The following is a 17190-nucleotide window of genomic DNA, read 5'->3' on the forward strand; positions in this document are numbered from 1 at the left end:
GGTTAGGTTATGGCCCCTCGTTTAGGTCGTCCTGTGCTTCCTCGAGTCGCTCCTCTTCGAGCGGGACGTAGCCGTTGTCTCGGACGTACTGTTGACCTTCCGTAAGAACCCACTCGACGAAGTCGTGAGAGTCCTCGCCGAACTCACCGTTCGACGCGAGGAACATTTCCCGCGCCGGAGGTGCCGGATACGTTCCCGCTTCGACGGCGGCGAGGAATTCGTCGCGCGTCTCGTAGAAGTCCTCCTCTTCGGAGAGCCCTTCGCCATCGAGATCGAGCGGTACTGGACGGATGTCGCCCTCGAGTTCACCGGTATCGAGGTCGTAGACGTAGTTGATATTGTTCAGCGAGATTGCGTTCTCGTTGCCGGCGATGGCCTCGGCGACCGGCTGGTCACCGTTGTGGTTTCCGTCCGAGAGACTCTCGAGTTCGTTCTCGGTGTAGGCATCGTCTTCGCCGCCGAGGAAGTCGCCCCACTGTTTGTACGCGGCGGATGCATCCGACCGTCCGTAGACGGTAATTTCCTCGTCGACGTCGGCGTCGACGACCTCGCCCCAGTTCGTTACCTCCTTCGTGAAGATATCCTCGAGATCCTCACGAGTGAGACCGTTTTCCTGAAGCTCGTCGATGACCGGGTTGTCGGCGTTGACGGTGCCGACGACGGTGTCGATGAGCATCGGAACGGCGAACAGGCCGTCCTCGATTTCCTCCGGTTCAGGCTCGCGGCCCATCATGGCGATGTCGACTTGATCGTTGGTGACGTCCGAGACGCCGACACCAGTTCCGCCCCCCGAAATATCGAACGAGGTCTCCGTTTCGTTTTCGTAGATATCTGCCCACACTTCGACCATCGGAAGCGGTCCGACCCCACCCGAGATCCGAACCGTATCGCTTGCGCCGAGGAAAGACGTACAACCGGCGAGTGAAATCGCTGAACTGACACCTACGAGTTGCAACGCAGACCGACGTGAATAGGTACGTTCCATTAGTAACTCCCCTAGTAACTAGCTCCTTGTATTCCCTCGGCACCCAGCAATTCTTTGGGACATACCCCGGAACCAGCAAAAATCTCCAGCCGTGTGTGTTAAAAACAGGCAAAACCGGCCTCACATCGATAAAACCCAGAATACACCTGTATAGGTCGTTGAAGCCCAGAATTAACAGGTGTCTTGATATTCTATTCGTCCTCGAAAATCTTTCTTTGTTCAAGTGTTGGTCGAGTAGTGGTCCTAATAATCGAGAAATCGAGTCCCCTCGCGCATCAGTGCACCTTCAGGACCGACATTGCAAATATTGCGTCTACCTTCGACAGCGAAATATCTTCCGTACGTCGTCGGCGAAACGATTTTTGGATGTCGACCGCGAACCCGCTCTCGTGTACTCGGCTCCGGCCGCGCTTGTCGTTCGATAACGGCACTTCGACCGGTCGGCAGGACCGAACCGAGCGGCCCCTCACAAGAGTATTAGTAGTACTGCTAGCGAGAGGGAGCTACTGACGATTAATGCCAGAAAAACGACGAGGGCAGGCGTCATACCGGTGCTTCGAAGGTGGTTGAGCTGTATCTCGGTCCCGAGTCCCACGAACGCGAGCACGAACAACCAATTGTACGCGTTTTCGATCGAACGCTGTTGACCCTGAGAGAATATGCCTGCACTGGCGACGAGGACGAGCACGAGGAATCCGAGAACGAATTTCGGGAACTCGTCCCACAGCGTGCGGACGGAGATGTTTCGGTTCGTTCCCGAACCCGCATAGTACGTTGCGTAGCCGAGCACTACGAAACCGATCAAGGCATTTCTCGAGAGTTTCGTCATCGTCGCCCATTGTCCAGCAGCCTCCGAATGGGCGAATCCAACCGCAACGACGGGTCCGGTCGAGAACATACTCACGCCGGCCCAGATTCCGAAGATCGTTCCCGATAGTTCGAGTAGTTCGCCGATGATCGGGTAGACGACGATAGTGAACGCGTCGAACAGTAACACTGTCGCCGCAGCGTACGCGATTTGGTCTTCTCGAGCGTCAATCGAACCGGCAACTGCGACCACGGCAGAGACGCCACAGATACTCGCTCCCGCCGCGAGTAACGAACCGAGCCGAGTCGCGAGCCCGAAAACGTTTCGCGAGAGCACTTCGACGACCAGAATCGTGCTCGTCGTCACGAGAGCGACGACGAGGATAATCGTCGCCCCTACTTCGAGGATTGTGTCGAGCGTCAATGACGCTCCCATAAGGACGATACCTGCTCCGAGCCAAAGTTTGTGAGTGGCGATTCCTGGCCCGAGACGATCGGGGATACCGATACTATTCGCCAGGACGAATCCGATTCCGATTGCGACCAATAGGTGATTGAATCCCGCAACGAGTTCGAGACTCCGTGCGAGTACGGCACCCACGCAGAGAAACCCGATCCCCGGAATCACCCGATAGGTGTCCATTTATTTACCAGGGAATCCGTATTTCGAGCGTTACGGTGAGCGCGACGATCAGTGCTCCGACAGTGACGCTTTGCCAGTCGCGCTCGAGCCTCGACCAGTACGCCCGCGCGGCCACAACAAGTCCTCGGTGGTCGATCGTCATTCGTTCGCGTTTGAACGAGCGCCGTACTTAACCCTTGCCGATTTCGTCAGTTATAGGAGAAAATATCTCCTGTATCTGTGACATTGAATTTCAGCCTTCAGTTGGCAAACCGCTTACTTTCAGTGAAAACCTGATCTCCATAAAAGATTCCAACAACCAATAAATTAGTATATTGAACTGTATTGAAAACGTACTTGTATGATTACTATCCAATCTCACTCATGCCGAACACTCCCCGCCGCACCCTCCTCGGTGGCATCGGCTCGACTCTCGCCGTGGCCGCCGCAGGGTGTCTTTCAGCCTTCGAAGACGGAGACGAAGATGACGACGGAGACGATACGACCAGTGATATCCTCGAGTACCTCCCCACGGCCGCCGGTGACGAGTCGATGTTGCTTACCGTCACCGATATCGAGGCCCAGGAAACCGTCGACACGGCGATGAGTACGTCGACGGTCTACTACGGAGGCGTTCTCGACGAAGATGCCTCGCCGACGAAATCGGCGTCGGTCGCGAACCTCAAGCAGGACGACCCAGAAGTCATCACCGTCTTTTCGGGTGATCCATCAGTCAACGACGATGTCACTGACGTCCTCGAAGGGCAAGAAACGACAGACGGGATCGAGTACGAACTCGCCGACCCGCACCCGGACGCCGAAGATATCGTCGTCGGCGTTTCCGGCGAGACGGTCATCGCCGCCGAGTCGGTCTCGCTCCTCGAGGACGCCTTCGAGTCGGCGACCGAAGACTCCGGTTCGTTCCTCGAGGAGTATTCGACCGTCGGGGACGCGTTCGAAACGTTCTCCCGCGCCGATACCCTCCGGGTTTTCGTCGGAATGGACGACGACGGCTCCGGTTCGAATATTGACCCCGACGACGTTCGATTTACGGCGATGGCATCGACGGTGATCGACGAGTACACGATCGAAGAGCAGGTCGGGATCGAATTTGTCGACGAGTCCGTGATCACCGACGAGGTCCGCGAAGAACTCGAAGCCGATTTCGGAACCGGTCCTCGATCCTCCGAAATCGAGGAGGACGGCCCGCTCGTGACGGCGACCTGGACGCGAGACCTCGAGGCCGAACAGGAGGCACGCGATCACGTGAGTCCGAGCGTTTCGCCAGCCGTCGAAGTTGATCCCAACGACGACTTCCTCGAACTCGAGGTCACACGGGGCGATCCGACGCCGCTCGAGGAGCTGACGCTCGAACTGAACGACGAGGAGTACGACGAGACGATCTGGGCTGACGGAAAGGACGAGATAGAAGCGGGCGACACGCTCTCCATCGAGATGGACGACGTCGAACCGAACCAACAGCTCCGAATCCGACACGATCACCCCAACGGCAGTTCGTCTATGGGAACGACGATCCTCAATCACTTCAGGTTCGACTTCGAGTACGATCGCGAAACGGAGACGGTGACGGTCGCCTACGTCGATGACCGAGAATTCCCGCTCGACGGGGATTACGTTTCTCTCTCGATCGTCGACGAGACGTACCACGGCGGCGGAACCGCCGGCCAGGAACCGACCGTTTTCGAGTCCCTTCAGCCGTGGGAGGGCGCGGAACTGAGCGTCGGTGACGAGGCGACGATCGACGGTGCCGAAATCGATTCGCGCGTTCTCGTCGGCTGGAAGGGCGACGAACCCCAGGATTCAATCGCAAATCACATCGTTAGTCCGCCGGGGAGCGCACAGTTCGAGTACGACTACGACGCGGACACCCTCGATATCGAACTCGGGCTAGACGGCTGCGAGCCAGCTGACGCCTACGAACTCCGGGTCGACGACCAACCCGCCGCCGTGCAGTGGACCGACGAGTACGAAACGGTCGACGATGGCGCGTCGATCATCCTCGAGGGTATCGATGTCGGTTCCACGGCGACGGTCGTCTGGGTCGAGGACGATGTCGATATCGGTTGGACGACCGCGCGCCCGCATATATCCCTCGCGCTCGAGGGTAACGGCGACGAACTCGAACTCACCCACGACGGCGGCCCGTCGCTACCGGCGACTGATCTCACGGCGACGATTCGTGCTGGTGCTGAGACCGAAGACGTCGATTTCGAAACCCTGCTCGATGGCGAGTTCGCCGACGGAGATACCGCCACGTTCGACGCCCCGTCCGTCGAAACCATCGTAGATGTCAGACTCGAGTATCACGACGAGTACAGAGTGGGGTCGGCGTGGCTCAGCGCGGACGAACTGTAACTTTTCTGGCGCGCTCTAAACAGCTCGGAGCGTATTTCGAAAGCAGATGGGGAGGGAGGTCTGCTTTCCGGCTCCGTCTTCGACTGTTGTAGCCCTGTTTGTCCCTCCGATGCTACCGAGTTTTCCCTCGAAGATACGCGGAGACACCTTCGCTCACGAGTACGACCCCGAGCATCGCAATCAGGATGGTCAACACGTTCGACCACTGGAAGAAGTCGATCGACGCATCGAGTGAGGCGCCGATACCGCCGGCACCCACGAACCCGATGATGGTTGCTTCGCGGACGTTGATATCCCAGCGGTAGGTCGCGACGCTAACGAACGTCGGCTTTACCTGCGGCACGATTCCGTAGACGACGACATCGAACGGGGAGCCGCCCACCGCGCGGATCGCCGCTACCTGTCCGGGGTCGATCTCTTCGATTCCCTCGGCGAGCAACTTTGAGACGAACCCGATCGATCGAAATGCGACCGCGAGAACGCCGGCCAACGCACCGGTTCCGAAGATGATGATGAAAAACAGCGCCCAGATGATAACGTTGACCGATCGCGTACCGACGATGAGGAACTTCCCGATCGCGTAGGTGATCGCGTTCGGCGTCGTGTTTTCAGCACCGAGATAGGCGATCGGGAGCGAAAGGAAGATGGCGAGTCCAGTTCCGAGGATCGCGATGTTCATCGTCTCGACGAGCGGGGGAACGATCTCGACGGCGTAGGACGGGTTTGGCGGATACATCCGCCCCAGTAGATCTCGTAGATTTCTCGCGGCGTTCGCGACGAACGTGTACCGCACATGGAGCGCCCGCCACGCGAGAACGGCGACGACCGCCGCGACGAGGACTCCCAGCATTCGAAGAATCTTCGTTTTTCGATCGTACTTGGTCCAGGACGTTCGCGGTTCGACCGCCATCACTGGAGCCTCCGTCGAATAATTGCACTCGCCAGCTCGCCGGCTAAGACCACGGCGATGATCGAGAGCACGATCGCGAGGGTGAAGTCGTACTCGTAGCGATCGAAGGAGTTGAGCAAGGTCACTCCGATGCCTCCAGCGCCGACGATTCCGACGATGGTACTGGCGCGAATGTTAATGTCCCATCGATAGATTGCAAGTCCCACCATTCGCGGAACCACCTGCGGGGCGACGCCGTAGACGAGAACCTGTAGTCGACTCCCGCCGACGGCTCGAATCGCGTCGGCCTGTCCGTTGTCGATATCCTCTAACTCTTCGGCGAGGAGCTTGGCGTAGAATCCGGGCGTTGCAAACACGAGGGCGATAACCCCCGCGAGTGGGCCGAGACCGACGGTGACGACGGCGACGATGGCCAGCACCAGTTCGTGAAGCGAACGAGAAATCGAAACGATCGCCCGTCCGACGTAGTAGACCGGTCGAGGTGCGAGATTTTCGGCCGCCATCACGGCGATCGGAACGCTGATCGCAACGCCGAGGATGGTCGCGACTATCGACATCGCGACGCTCTCTATCATCCCGTCCCAAATTCGTCGGCGGGCTTCAGGAGTGAAATCCGGCGGGAACATCGTCGCCAGCAGTCCCTGTGCGGCTTCCGCCCCGCTGAGTACGCGGGCGGGCGACGGTCGTAGCTCCCACGCGCTCCAGAGGACGAACAGGAGGAGAGCCCCGTACACGATGTACTTCGTCTGTTTGTTGTAGAAAACGGTCGGCCGAATCCAGGAGTCCGACGACTCCTCGGCGGGCAGTGGATCGCTCCCGCTCGAGTCGGCCCTACTCATGTCGCTCACCGATTGTGACGTCCCGTTGGCGTCGCATCTTAGAACGATCCCTCCGGTTCGATTTCGACCGACTCCGTCGAGGTGGTTCGCTCGCCGGCTTTCGCTCGCGGCTCGCCACCTCGGTAGATCGTGTCTCGAGCGCCGTCGTCGAGTTCGCCTGGTGGGCCGTCGAAGACGATTCGGCCGTCGGTGAGGCCGACGACGCGATCAGTGTGCTCGAGAGCGAGGTCGACCTCGTGAATGTTGATGACGACCGGAATCTCCTCCTCCCGGGCGATTTCGGTTAGCAGTTCCATGACCGCGGCCGACGTTTCGGGATCCAGCGAACTCGTCGGTTCGTCGACAAGCAGGATCTTGGGCCGCTGGAGGACGGCGCGTGCGATGCCGACCCGCTGTCGTTGGCCGCCCGAGAGTTCGTCGACTCGTTTGTCCTCGACGTCCTCGAGTCCGACTCGATCGAGAATTTCGTAGGCTTTGCTGATGTCCTCCGCATCGAATTTTCGACGAAACGCCTTCCAGTTGCTCATATAGCCGAGACGGCCGGAAAGCACGTTTTCCATGACGGTGAGCCGTTCGATCAGGTTGAACTCCTGAAAGATCATTCCCATCTCCCGTCGACTTCGTCGCAGGTCCCGCTTCGATAACGAGGTGATCTTGGTATCGTCGAGGACGATCGATCCGTCGGTCGGTTCCGTAAGGCGGTTTATACAACTAATAAGGGTACTTTTCCCCGCGCCGCTCGGGCCGATGACCGAGACGACTTCGTCGCCCGATACCCTCATCGAAACCCCCTTCAGCGCCTCGTCGCCCGTCGGATAGACTTTTCGTAGATCTGTGATCGTGAGCATAGTGTGTTCGTTGATAATCGCCGTCTTTTGTGAGAGCCGATCGCAGACGCCCGTTCTTAGATGTCGCTCGGATCGGTCAGGTCGACGCCGTTCGCCTCGTGTGTCACAATAATGTCGTGCCAGTGGGTCGCGTAATCGATCTCTGTGAACTGGCCGCGACCGTCGAACTCTTCTGCGAGTTCGGTATCGGAGTAATCGTATTCGAGGAACGCCCGTTCGATGCCCTCCTGAACGTCCGACGGGAGGTTGTAGAGATACGAGAATCCGGTGGTGACGATCGGTTCGCTCTGCCAGACGACTTTGATGTGCTCGGGGTCGACGTCGCCCCGATCGGCGACTCGAGTCACACAGTAACTACAGACCGGCGCGACCTCGTGATCTTGATTGTAAATCGAGAGGACGAGGTTTTCGTGGCTCCCGATGTGTTCGACATCGTAATCCTCGCCGGGCTCGACGCCGAACTGGTCGTCGAACATTGCTCGAGGCATGAGGTTGCCGGAGTTCGAGGACTGGTCGCCGTGTGCGCCGTCGCGGCCGGCGAAGTCCTCCACGGAGTCGATGTCGGTATTGTTCATGTGGGTGATCGCCCACAGGAAGTAGCCAGCGTCGTCTTCGGAGACCTGGATGCCGAACGGAACCGCGCCCGCGAGGTTGACCGCAAACGGGAGCGGACCGGTCGAAAAGCCGCCGATGTGGAGCTGTTCGCTCCGCATCGCTTCGACCTGTGCCGCGTAACTTTCGACCATATTGGTCTCGACGTCTCGACCGGTCTCCTCCTCGATGTTTTCCATGATCGGGTCGAAAACACCCTCGTACTGGGCCGGGTCCTCCGTCGGCGTCATCGCGAACAGGAGCGTATCCGGGTCGATAATTTCGCTGTCGTCTGTGGGCGGGCTTCGAACGGGGTCGCCGTAGACGGGTTCGTCGCGTTCCTCGAACGCCTCGATATCCTCGACCGATCCGTTATCGTAGTCCATCAGCGTGGACATCCGCTGCGGGAATTCCGGACTCTCCGGATCCCAGTCCGGGAAGTCCTCGTCTGCATCGTCCGGAATGTCGTCGTCCGTATCGCTCAAACACCCCGCCAATGCTCCCGTCACCGCCCCACCGGCACCTGCTAAGAGCGTTCGCCGACAGACCCGACAGCAGGAAGTCTTCCGCTTTGCACCATCTGCGTCGCCGTCCGTTCCGAATTCGTCGGACATCGTCGGTTGATCCAACCGAGAGAACGGGTAAAAGCCGTTATAATATCAATATGGTAAGTAAATGAGCGATATATAGCGCTCAGTTCGGATACGTATTCGTCCGGTAGGGGGTGTCCCGTTAGGCTTCGATCCTCGAGCTTACCGCATGTTTTCGAGGGCGACGAACGCCTGTCGGTCAGCGGTGAGCCACGTGGTGAGTCGTTCGCTTTCGGAGCACTCCCGAGGCGTAACCGTACACCGATCGGGCTGGTTCTCGTATCGAACGACGATCGCATCGAGGTCGATCGACTTCGTCGAGTACTGCGTGGCCCGTTCCAATCGTTGCCGAACACCGTCAGTGCCGTATCCGCTCGAGGACCCGTTCATGGTTTTTGACCTCCAGTAGGTTCGAAGACGCTCGAGCGACACATAGCCGCTTCTAGTTGCCCTATTGAGAGGTATGGATCGGAGGTGACCCGAACGTATCGATCGTCGGTACTGCAGGATAGCTCTCAATAGTGTTCCGTACACCACTTTCACGTCCGTATACCTATTATAAATGAACTAATGTGCGGTGCGAGCAGGTCTCGATGATGCGACAACGGCTAAAACGCACGACACGCTCGAGACGACAGGTGCTCGTCGGTGGGAGTACGGTTGCTGGAACGGCGCTCGCGGGCTGTCTCAGCGGCGACGATAGTGCCGCCGATGGCACGGATTACGAGGTTGGGTTTGGCGATTCGGAGACGACGGTCAACAGCGGTACGCTTCCGGACACGCTGTACGTCTACTGCGTCCAGACGGGCTGGTCCGGGTGGGACGATATCATGGAGGCGTTCGAAGACGAGTACGGCGTTTCGCTCAACGACGACCAGCGATCTTCGGGCGAGGCGCTAACGCACATGCGATCGAACGCACAAAATCCGAGCCACGGGGCGTTCAACGGCGGCTACTCTTTCGCGCTCGAGGCCTGGGAAGACGGCTTTCTCGCGGAGTACAAACCCCAACACTGGGACGAGGTCCCCGAGGAGTTCAAGACCGACGACGGGCACGTGACGACGACTCGGGAGATGACGACGGCGGTGACCTACCGCACGGACGTCTACGAAGAGCGAGGGCTCGACGAACCCGAGACCTGGGAGGACCTAAAACACCCCGATCTCGCGCAGGATCTTGCATTTACGCCTCCTCATACCGCAAACGGGCTGAACGCCGCGCTGTCGGTCAACGAGGCCTACGGGGGCTCGCTCGAGGACGTGGACCCGGTTCTCGACTACCACGAAGAGATCGAATCCCACGGTGCGGACTTCCGGCGAAACATCGACGGCGACTTCACGTCGGGGGAGATTTCGACCGTCGTCGAGACCGACTATTCGGGGTTGAACCTCAAGTATAACGTAGGCGAGTTAGACGAGGAACACGTCGACGTCGCGCTCTTGACCGGACCCGACGGCGGGCCCGGCGTCTCGGCGATGCCCTACGGGTTCGGGCTGATCGAAGGCGGCGATAGCACCGAGGCAACGAAGCTGTTCATGGACTACTGTCTCTCCGACGAGGGACAGCAGCGCTTTTACGACGCGTACGTCCGTCCCGTGCGCGCGGGCGACCTCGAGGAGCCCGACGGCTTCCCCGAGGACTCGCGCTACGAGCAGACGCAGTTCCGTCTCGACCAGCAGGAACTCCTCGAGCGCCAGGAAGAGTTGATGGACGAGATCACCGAGCGAACGCCGCTTCCTGGTGCGGCGTAACCGACCGTATTCACCGTCGTCATGTCGATTACAACGACTGCGACTCGCTACCGCGAGATCGCAACCGAATTCGCATCGGTTCTCGCGTCGCCGTCGACGGAACGCGAACGAGAACAACGCCGGATCGCGGTCATGTGCCTGCCGTTTTTCGTGCTGGGAACGTTCGCCGCGTTCGTTCCTCTGGTCGTGATGGCGCGAATGAGCGTGTCGGCGGACCCGTTCGAAAACGCGGGTTACAGCCTCGAGGCCTGGCGGACGCTCGCGACCGATTCGACGTACCTGACCGTCGCCTGGAACACCTTGTGGTTCGCGGCGCTGACGACGATCGTCAGCGTGGCCCTCGGCGTCGCTATCTCCCACGCGCTCGAGAAGTACTCGTTGCCGTTCGAGAACGTCCTCGTCGCGGTGCTTTCGTTTCCCATCGCGCTCCCGGGGATCGTCGTCGCGTTTCTGATCGTCACGCTGCTCGGCCGACAGGGGCTCGTGACGAACCTCGCGGCGGTTTTCACCGGCCAAAGCGCCATCGATCTGGCGACCGCGACTACCGTGACCGGACTGTTCATCGGCTACGTCTACTCGCTGGTCCCGCGTTCGACGATGGTTCTCCGGGGCACGTACGCCGAGATCAACACCGACGCCGAGGAAGCTGCTCGAGCGCTCGGCGCGGGTTCGATAGAGACGTTCTGCCACGTGACGTTGCCCCAGATCAGACCGGGGGTCGTCGCGGCGATCATCCTGACGTTTCGATCCGCGCTCGCCATCTTCGGAACGGTGCTGGTGTTGGGTGGCCTCACGGTCGCGACGGTTCGGATCAACTACGAGATTTCGGTCGGCTTCGACAGCCAGCTCGCGGGGGCAATCGGCGTCGTCTACTTTCTGTTCATCTTGACGTTCACCTTCGCGAGTTTACGGTTCGTCGAGACGAGCGTGGTGGAACTATGACGAGGTGGCAACGGATGATCCGGCGATTCGACCCCGTCGGTCGGCGGCTCGTTACGGCGGTCGTCTACGCGTTTCTCGCCTTCCTGACGATCCCGATCGTCTACACGTTCGTCGCCTCGTTCGCGTCTTCGGCCGACGGTGTTCTCCCGAGCGGATTCGCGACGCTCGAGAACTGGCGCGTCGTCATGGGCTACGCGGATTACGGCGTCCAGACGACCGTCGGTCGATCGCTGCTTTTCAGCGCCGGGATCGCGACGGGCGGAACGGTAGTGAATCTCCTCGTCGGCGTTCCGATCGCGTACGCGCTGACCCGATACGAGTTCTTCGCCCGCGACTGGCTCAACGCGCTCGCGATCCTGCCGCTCGTCCCCGGGATCGTCCTGGGTATCGCGTTCCTTCGAGCCTACCCCGAAAACGCGAGTACGTCGTTCGGGCTCGTCGTCGGCTACGCACTGTTGAAGTCGCCGTACATGGTTCTCACCGTCCAGAGCTCGTTCCAGTCGATGGACCTCCGACGGATCGAAGAGAGCGCGCGGTCGCTCGGCGCGTCCTGGCCGCGAACGTTCCTGACCGTGATCCTCCCGAACGCGAAAAACGGAATCGTCGCAGGGTCAATCATCACGTGGACGCTCGCCGCCGCCGAGTTCAACTTCACGTACATGGTATACTCGCAGGGTCCGCGCCCGTTCTCGCTGTTTTTGTTCGAGAACATCAACAACGCGCCGTTCTTGCAGTCCGCCGCGGCGATTTCGATCTACTTTCTCATCGTCGTGAGCGCCATCGTCGTGTTGCAGTTCCTCGGAAATCGCGGCTTTACCACCACTACGACCAACCCATGACCGACCGAACTAAGACGAATTCGATCGACGGCTCGAGAACCGAAACCGGAAGCGAACGGAAGAGTGGAAACGACCGAGAGATCAACGGTAGCGGAAAGGTCGATTCCACTCAATCCGATTCCGGCCGATCTGATACGGTCCAAACCGATACCGGCCGAACGCTCCCCTTGACACTGGAAAACCCCGAGCGCGACGAAACGACCTCCTCGCCGTGGGCGGTGATTTTCTATGGCTGAAGTCTGCCTCGAGGGGCTGACGAAGCGATTCGATACCGAACTCGCCGTCGACGGAATCGACCTCGCGATTCGAGACGGCGAAGTGCTCGGCGTGGTCGGCCCCTCTGGCTGTGGCAAGACGACGACGCTTCGGACCCTGGCCGGCTTCGAGACGCCGACCGAAGGACGGGTGCTGATCGACGACGAGGACGTCACGCACGTTCCGCCCGAACGCCGAAACGTCGGCCTCGTCTTCCAGTCCTACGCGCTGTTCGACAACATGACCGTCCTCGAGAACGTCGCGTTCGGCCCGAAGATGCAAGGAATTGGGAAGACCGAGCGTCGGGATCGGGCGCGAGAACTGCTTTCGATGCTCGATATCGACGCGTTAGCGGACCGTGCGCCAGAGACGCTCTCCGGCGGGCAACAACAGCGCGTCGGGTTGGCACGCGCGCTGGCGATCGAACCGGACGTTCTGTTGTTAGACGAACCGATGACCGGCCTCGACGCGTCGCTCAAGGAACGCCTCCGGACCGAGCTGAGCGGCTTGCTCGAGGAACTCGAGGTCACCGCATTGTACGTCACACACGATCAGGAGGAAGCGATGGTCATGTGCGACCGGATCGCCGTTCTGAACGACGGTTCGCTCGAGCAGGTCGGCCGGCCGACGGAAATCTACGAACGGCCGGCGAATCGATTCGTCGCCGATTTCGTCGGCACCTCGAACGTCCTTCCCGCGACCGTCGAGAACGGTCGACTCGACCTGGGATTCGCGACGTTCGAGTCCAACGGATTTTCCGAGACGACGGACGGCACGGCCGTCGTTCGTCCGGACGATCTGACCCTCGGAGCGGGACCGATCGAAGCGATCGTTCGAGATCGGTTTTATCTCGGCAACGGCGTGCGTATTCGCGCCGAACTTCCCGACGGAGAGTCCGTGATCGTCGGTCTCGATCGAACCGCACGCGAGGTCACCGTTGGGGATCCAATCTCGCTCGATCTCGAGGTGGATCGGATCCACGTCCTCGAGTGACACTCGAGAAGGCGCGCGAGCACGCCTTCTGCTCACCCTTTGACAGCTCGAAGTACTGTCCCGGTCGGTCCTATTCTGTATTCCCCCCGCTTGGTCTGGAACTAATGGACGTATCGTGACGGGACAGTCGATAGCCACATTTATGATTGAGCATATATTCATATGAACTATGATCCAGCCGATTACCGATCGATCGAGCCAGATCGAGCGATTGAGTAGTACCAGCGTGCGGCAAAGAGAGAAATCAACGCACTTTGGTGCATTGGGCAACCGAACCGGGAACTCTGACCTCGTCTTTCTCGAGGGAGTACTCCCAGGGACTGACGCTAGTACATTGAACGATCTTTCAATCGAAGAGCAGACTTCGAACTGCTTTGAGAAACTCGAGGCGGTCCTCGCCGCACGGGGACTGGAGTTGAGCGATGTGCTGAAACTGACCGTTCACTTGACTGATCCAGCGAACCGGGATGCGGTTGACGACGTGTATAGCGACCGGTTCGATGGCGAGTATCCACCCCGGACGACGATTGGCGTTTGTTCGCTTCCGGCCGATGCGTCCGTGCAGTTTGACGTCATCGCCGCGGAGGAATAACGATGAGCGAGCACGAGCACGGACCAGACTGCGGCTGTCCGGACTGCGGTGATCCGCGGTCGATGGACGTTCTCGACAAGTATCTCACCGTCTGGATTTTCCTTGCGATGGGGATCGGGGTCGGTATCGGGGTTGTCGCCCCCGGTGTGGTTGAGCCGATTCAGGACTACTACCTCGTCGAAATCGGGTTGATTGCGATGATGTACCCGCCGCTGGCGAAGGTCAACTACGGACGGTTACCGCGGGTATTCAGCGCGTGGCGGGTCCTTAGCCTCAGTCTCATTCAGAACTGGCTCATCGGGCCGACGCTGATGTTCATTCTGGCGGTAGTCTTCTTCAGCGGGCTCGTCCCGCCGTTCCCGGCTCATCCCGAGTATTTCCTCGGCCTGATCTTCATCGGTATGGCACGCTGTATCGCGATGGTGCTGGTCTGGAACGACCTCGCCGACGGCTCGAGCGAGTACGCGGCCGGACTGGTCGCATTTAACAGCGTCTTTCAGATCCTTACCTACGGGGTGTATATCTGGTTTTTCGCACTGTTCCTGCCGCCGCTTTTGGGGATGGATGCCCTGGTCGCGGGTATCGGCACGTTCGACATCACGATCGAGCAGGTATTCTGGGCGATCGCGATTTTCCTCGGCATTCCGTTTGCGGGGGGTATTCTCACCCGCTTCGGTGGCGTCCGATCCAAAGGGACGGAGTGGTACGACGAGCAGTTCGTTCCGATGATCAGTCCTGTGACGCTCCTCTCGCTGTTGTTTACGGTGATCGTGATGTTCGCCACGCAGGGTGACGCCATCATCGCTCAGCCGACCGACGTGCTGTGGATCGCGGTCCCGCTGACGGTCTACTTCGTCATCATGTTCCTCGTGAGCTTCGCGATGGGGCGGGGAATCGGGGCGGACTACTCGACGACGACCGCGATCGGGTTTACCGCCGCCTCGAACAACTTCGAACTCGCCATCGCCGTTGCGGTCGCCGTCTTCGGCGTTGGCTCCGGCGTTGCGTTCGCGACCGTCGTCGGGCCGCTGATCGAGGTCCCGGTCCTGCTGGCGCTCGTCAACGTTGCTATCTATTTCCAGCACAAATTCGACTGGGCTGGGTACGAAACCGGCCGACTCGAGACCACGAAATCCACAGACGAGGACCTGACCCCTTCAAAGGCAAACGACGACTAACCACCTATGCCGATCATCATACCGCTGGTCCCGACCGACGGGAACGGTCCAACAGCGTTGCAAGTATGAGAACTAAGGACGCCATCGTAGTCGCCTGTTCTGCACTACGATCTATGATCTCGATCGAATCCGGATCAAACCGTCAATCGATACTTTGCGGAACGATCGCCACACCATGACCGAACTCGGTTACAAGCTCATCTGTGAGGAACACGGCCCGAACGATCTCGTCGAGTACGCGACGCTTGCCGATCAATCGGCGTTCGATTACGCCGTGATCTTCGATCACTTCCATCCCTGGGCGTCGACACAGGGCGAGAGCCCGCTCGTCTGGAACGTGATCGTCGCGATTTGTTCGGACCGATACAGCTACGAAAGTCCCAAAAAAGCACACACCAACCCGCGAGTTTCCTCTGTGGGCCGGTAGCCGAACCTCGACTGAGGACTCCTCCTTTTTAACGTGGCGAGAACGTCAAGACTCGGGATCGACGTGCTGTCGGAGTAACGCGCTCGTGATCGTACTCTTTCGGTGGCTACTCAGCAGGTGTTCGTAGACGTCCGTTCGAGTTTCGTCGTCGAACGCACAAACCGGGCAGGAGTATTCGGACTGGCCTTCTTGACGGGATTTCGATCCGGTATTCGGGCCCGGCGAACTCGCTCGGCCGGACGTGCGTCGGCGCGGGCGGCCGTGATTTTCAGATCGGACGCGAGAGCGGTTCTCCGGAGCAGTGGTTCGGACGGACGCGTGATCGGACGTGTTGGGGGTCATCTGGTAGAGACCACCACGACCCGCCACAAGGTCCTTTCTAGGAGTCGTGTACGGCGGTGTATAGGGATCCGTACCGCTCAATACTGTTCGGTCTGTCTCCGCTCAAATCAGTGTTCGGCCCTCGGCTATGATAGCGCTATACCGAATGATAGACGTAATATAAATGATGTTTTAGCTCGCCGTCATACCGGCAGTATGGCTCGACGATTTCGCGACCGTAGCGTCGAATCGACCCGGCGGACGCGATACCCCGACCGGAACCACCCGTCCCGACGGAGAGCGTGGCAATGACGGGGCCAACCGATGCCCTCGCCGATGTCGGCGACCGCGTCCTATTCGCCAGACTCGAGCGGCCGAAAACGGCAGATCTCACACGAATCGCGATCGTGGGAGATCCACACGTCGCGACCCGGTCTCGGGGAACCCATCGGGTCTTTCATCGCACCGAACAGCGGCTCCGGGCGGTGATCGACGACGTCAACCAGCGCGACGTGGATCTGGTGGTCGTTCCCGGTGATCTCACGAAAGACGGCGAGCCCTGGAATTACGACCGGGTCGACGCCCTGTTGGACGAACTCGTTGCGCCGTTTCTCGCGACCCCGGGAAACCACGACCTTCGAACTCGGGGGGACGAACACGATTGCCCGTCCGCGGCGGCGTTCGCGGATCGGTACGCGTCGGGATCGTTGCCGGTCCGTCACCGACTCGGCGAGATCGAACTCTTCGTGGTGAACAGTTCGGCGGGGTCGGACGGACCGTACGCCGACACCCACCGCGGATGCGTCTCCGAACGACAACTCGAGTGGCTCGGTGCGGAGCTCGCGGGTGCAACGACACCAGTGGTCGTCTCGCATCACAATCCGTTTCCTATCGTGAGCGAGCCGCTCTGTACCGTTGGTCCGTGGGAAACCTTTACGATTCGCGACCGACATCGGCTCCACTCGGTCCTCGAGAACCACAGCGTTTCGCTGGTCGTCGCCGGTCATCACCACTTGCCGTCGCTGGTCAAACGCGGTGGGATTCGCCAGCTCATCGCGCCCGCTACCGCATCGTATCCGCAAGCGTACTGTTTGCTCGAGGTCGACGAGACTGGAACGAACGTCTGGTTGGTCTCTCACGCGAGCGAGTCCGGCCGCGACGAAGCTTACGAGTTAGCGGCGGACGGACCGGCGTTCCGGCGGTCGCTTCTCGGCATCACGGAGAGCATGCTCGACGACCTTCCGGTTCTGTACGAACCGCCCCGCGTCGACGGCGAACCACTGATCGGAGAATAGCCGGTGCCGAATCGACGCGGACCGTGACG

The 17190-nt window shown here is 59.8% G+C and carries 18 protein-coding genes and 1 pseudogene; 10 read left to right on the forward strand and 9 right to left on the reverse strand.

Annotated features, from left to right (window positions below; all coding sequences use genetic code 11):
• Positions 1-7: 7 nt before the first annotated feature.
• The 3 genes from QNM96_RS13890 to QNM96_RS13900 all read right to left on the reverse strand — a co-directional run bounded on the left by QNM96_RS13890 (position 8) and on the right by QNM96_RS13900 (position 2577).
• Positions 8-985: a substrate-binding domain-containing protein gene (locus tag QNM96_RS13890; protein ID WP_283837064.1), complete on the reverse strand. Its 978-nt coding sequence runs from the start codon at positions 983-985 to the stop codon at positions 8-10.
• A gap of 466 nt (positions 986-1451) precedes the next feature.
• Entirely contained in the window at positions 1452-2435 is a 984-nt protein-coding gene (locus QNM96_RS13895; RefSeq protein WP_283837065.1) for a putative sulfate exporter family transporter, read from the reverse strand.
• A gap of 4 nt (positions 2436-2439) precedes the next feature.
• Positions 2440-2577, reverse strand: coding sequence for a hypothetical protein (locus QNM96_RS13900; RefSeq protein ID WP_283837067.1), 138 nt, complete (start codon positions 2575-2577; stop codon positions 2440-2442).
• Positions 2578-2798: 221 nt separating this feature from the next.
• Between QNM96_RS13900 and QNM96_RS13905 the strand changes: the two genes are divergently transcribed.
• Positions 2799-4790 carry a hypothetical protein gene (locus QNM96_RS13905; protein WP_283837068.1) on the forward strand — a complete coding sequence of 664 codons (1992 nt, stop codon included), beginning with the start codon at positions 2799-2801 and terminating at the stop codon, positions 4788-4790.
• 112 nt (positions 4791-4902) lie between these two features.
• On the opposite strand, the gene phnE (QNM96_RS13910) is transcribed toward QNM96_RS13905, so the two are convergent.
• The 5 genes from phnE (QNM96_RS13910) to QNM96_RS13930 form a co-directional block, all read right to left on the reverse strand.
• Positions 4903-5700, reverse strand: a complete 798-nt coding sequence (gene phnE, locus QNM96_RS13910; protein ID WP_283837069.1) for a phosphonate ABC transporter, permease protein PhnE — start codon at positions 5698-5700, stop codon at positions 4903-4905.
• Positions 5700-6539, reverse strand: coding sequence for a phosphonate ABC transporter, permease protein PhnE (gene phnE / locus QNM96_RS13915; RefSeq protein WP_283837071.1), 840 nt, complete (start codon positions 6537-6539; stop codon positions 5700-5702). The genes phnE (QNM96_RS13910) and phnE (QNM96_RS13915) overlap by 1 nt, the downstream gene beginning before the upstream one ends.
• A 38-nt stretch (positions 6540-6577) precedes the next feature.
• Positions 6578-7387, reverse strand: coding sequence for a phosphonate ABC transporter ATP-binding protein (phnC, locus tag QNM96_RS13920; RefSeq protein WP_283837073.1), 810 nt, complete (start codon positions 7385-7387; stop codon positions 6578-6580).
• Positions 7388-7443: 56 nt separating this feature from the next.
• Positions 7444-8592, reverse strand: a complete 1149-nt coding sequence (gene phnD / locus QNM96_RS13925; protein WP_283837074.1) for a phosphate/phosphite/phosphonate ABC transporter substrate-binding protein — start codon at positions 8590-8592, stop codon at positions 7444-7446.
• Between the two features lie 138 nt (positions 8593-8730).
• Complete coding sequence (locus QNM96_RS13930; RefSeq protein WP_283837075.1) at positions 8731-8958, reverse strand: hypothetical protein; 228 nt, start codon at positions 8956-8958, stop codon at positions 8731-8733.
• A 206-nt stretch (positions 8959-9164) separates the two neighbouring features.
• Between QNM96_RS13930 and QNM96_RS13935 the strand changes: the two genes are divergently transcribed.
• The 8 genes and pseudogenes from QNM96_RS13935 to QNM96_RS13970 all read left to right on the forward strand — a co-directional run.
• On the forward strand, positions 9165-10319 hold the full coding sequence (locus tag QNM96_RS13935; protein ID WP_283837076.1) for an extracellular solute-binding protein: 1155 nt from the start codon (positions 9165-9167) through the stop codon (positions 10317-10319).
• Positions 10320-10340: 21 nt separating this feature from the next.
• Positions 10341-11261, forward strand: a complete 921-nt coding sequence (locus tag QNM96_RS13940) for an ABC transporter permease subunit (RefSeq protein WP_283837078.1) — start codon at positions 10341-10343, stop codon at positions 11259-11261.
• Positions 11258-12100 (forward strand): ABC transporter permease subunit, encoded by an 843-nt coding sequence (locus QNM96_RS13945; protein WP_283837079.1) that lies wholly within the window; start codon positions 11258-11260, stop codon positions 12098-12100. Before QNM96_RS13940 ends, QNM96_RS13945 begins: the two co-directional genes overlap by 4 nt.
• Positions 12097-12336, forward strand: coding sequence for a hypothetical protein (locus QNM96_RS13950; RefSeq protein WP_283837080.1), 240 nt, complete (start codon positions 12097-12099; stop codon positions 12334-12336). Before QNM96_RS13945 ends, QNM96_RS13950 begins: the two co-directional genes overlap by 4 nt.
• On the forward strand, positions 12329-13348 hold the full coding sequence (locus tag QNM96_RS13955) for an ABC transporter ATP-binding protein (protein WP_283837081.1): 1020 nt from the start codon (positions 12329-12331) through the stop codon (positions 13346-13348). Before QNM96_RS13950 ends, QNM96_RS13955 begins: the two co-directional genes overlap by 8 nt.
• A 169-nt stretch (positions 13349-13517) precedes the next feature.
• Complete coding sequence (locus tag QNM96_RS13960; RefSeq protein WP_283837083.1) at positions 13518-13940, forward strand: RidA family protein; 423 nt, start codon at positions 13518-13520, stop codon at positions 13938-13940.
• A gap of 2 nt (positions 13941-13942) precedes the next feature.
• A complete protein-coding gene (gene arsB, locus QNM96_RS13965) occupies positions 13943-15118 on the forward strand; it encodes an ACR3 family arsenite efflux transporter (RefSeq protein ID WP_283837084.1) in 1176 nt (391 codons plus the stop codon).
• Positions 15119-15293: 175 nt separating this feature from the next.
• Positions 15294-15470: pseudogene (locus QNM96_RS13970) on the forward strand (LLM class F420-dependent oxidoreductase); the annotation flags it as partial.
• A gap of 120 nt (positions 15471-15590) precedes the next feature.
• Here QNM96_RS13970 and QNM96_RS13975 read toward each other — a convergent pair.
• Positions 15591-15887, reverse strand: coding sequence for a hypothetical protein (locus QNM96_RS13975; protein WP_283837086.1), 297 nt, complete (start codon positions 15885-15887; stop codon positions 15591-15593).
• Positions 15888-16174: 287 nt separating this feature from the next.
• Here QNM96_RS13975 and QNM96_RS13980 point away from each other — a divergent pair, with 287 nt between their 5' ends.
• A complete protein-coding gene (locus tag QNM96_RS13980) occupies positions 16175-17161 on the forward strand; it encodes a metallophosphoesterase (RefSeq protein WP_283837087.1) in 987 nt (328 codons plus the stop codon).
• The last annotated feature ends 29 nt before the right edge of the window (positions 17162-17190 follow it).

Source organism: Halostagnicola sp. A-GB9-2, from assembly GCF_030068615.1.
Taxonomy (GTDB): domain Archaea; phylum Halobacteriota; class Halobacteria; order Halobacteriales; family Natrialbaceae; genus Halostagnicola.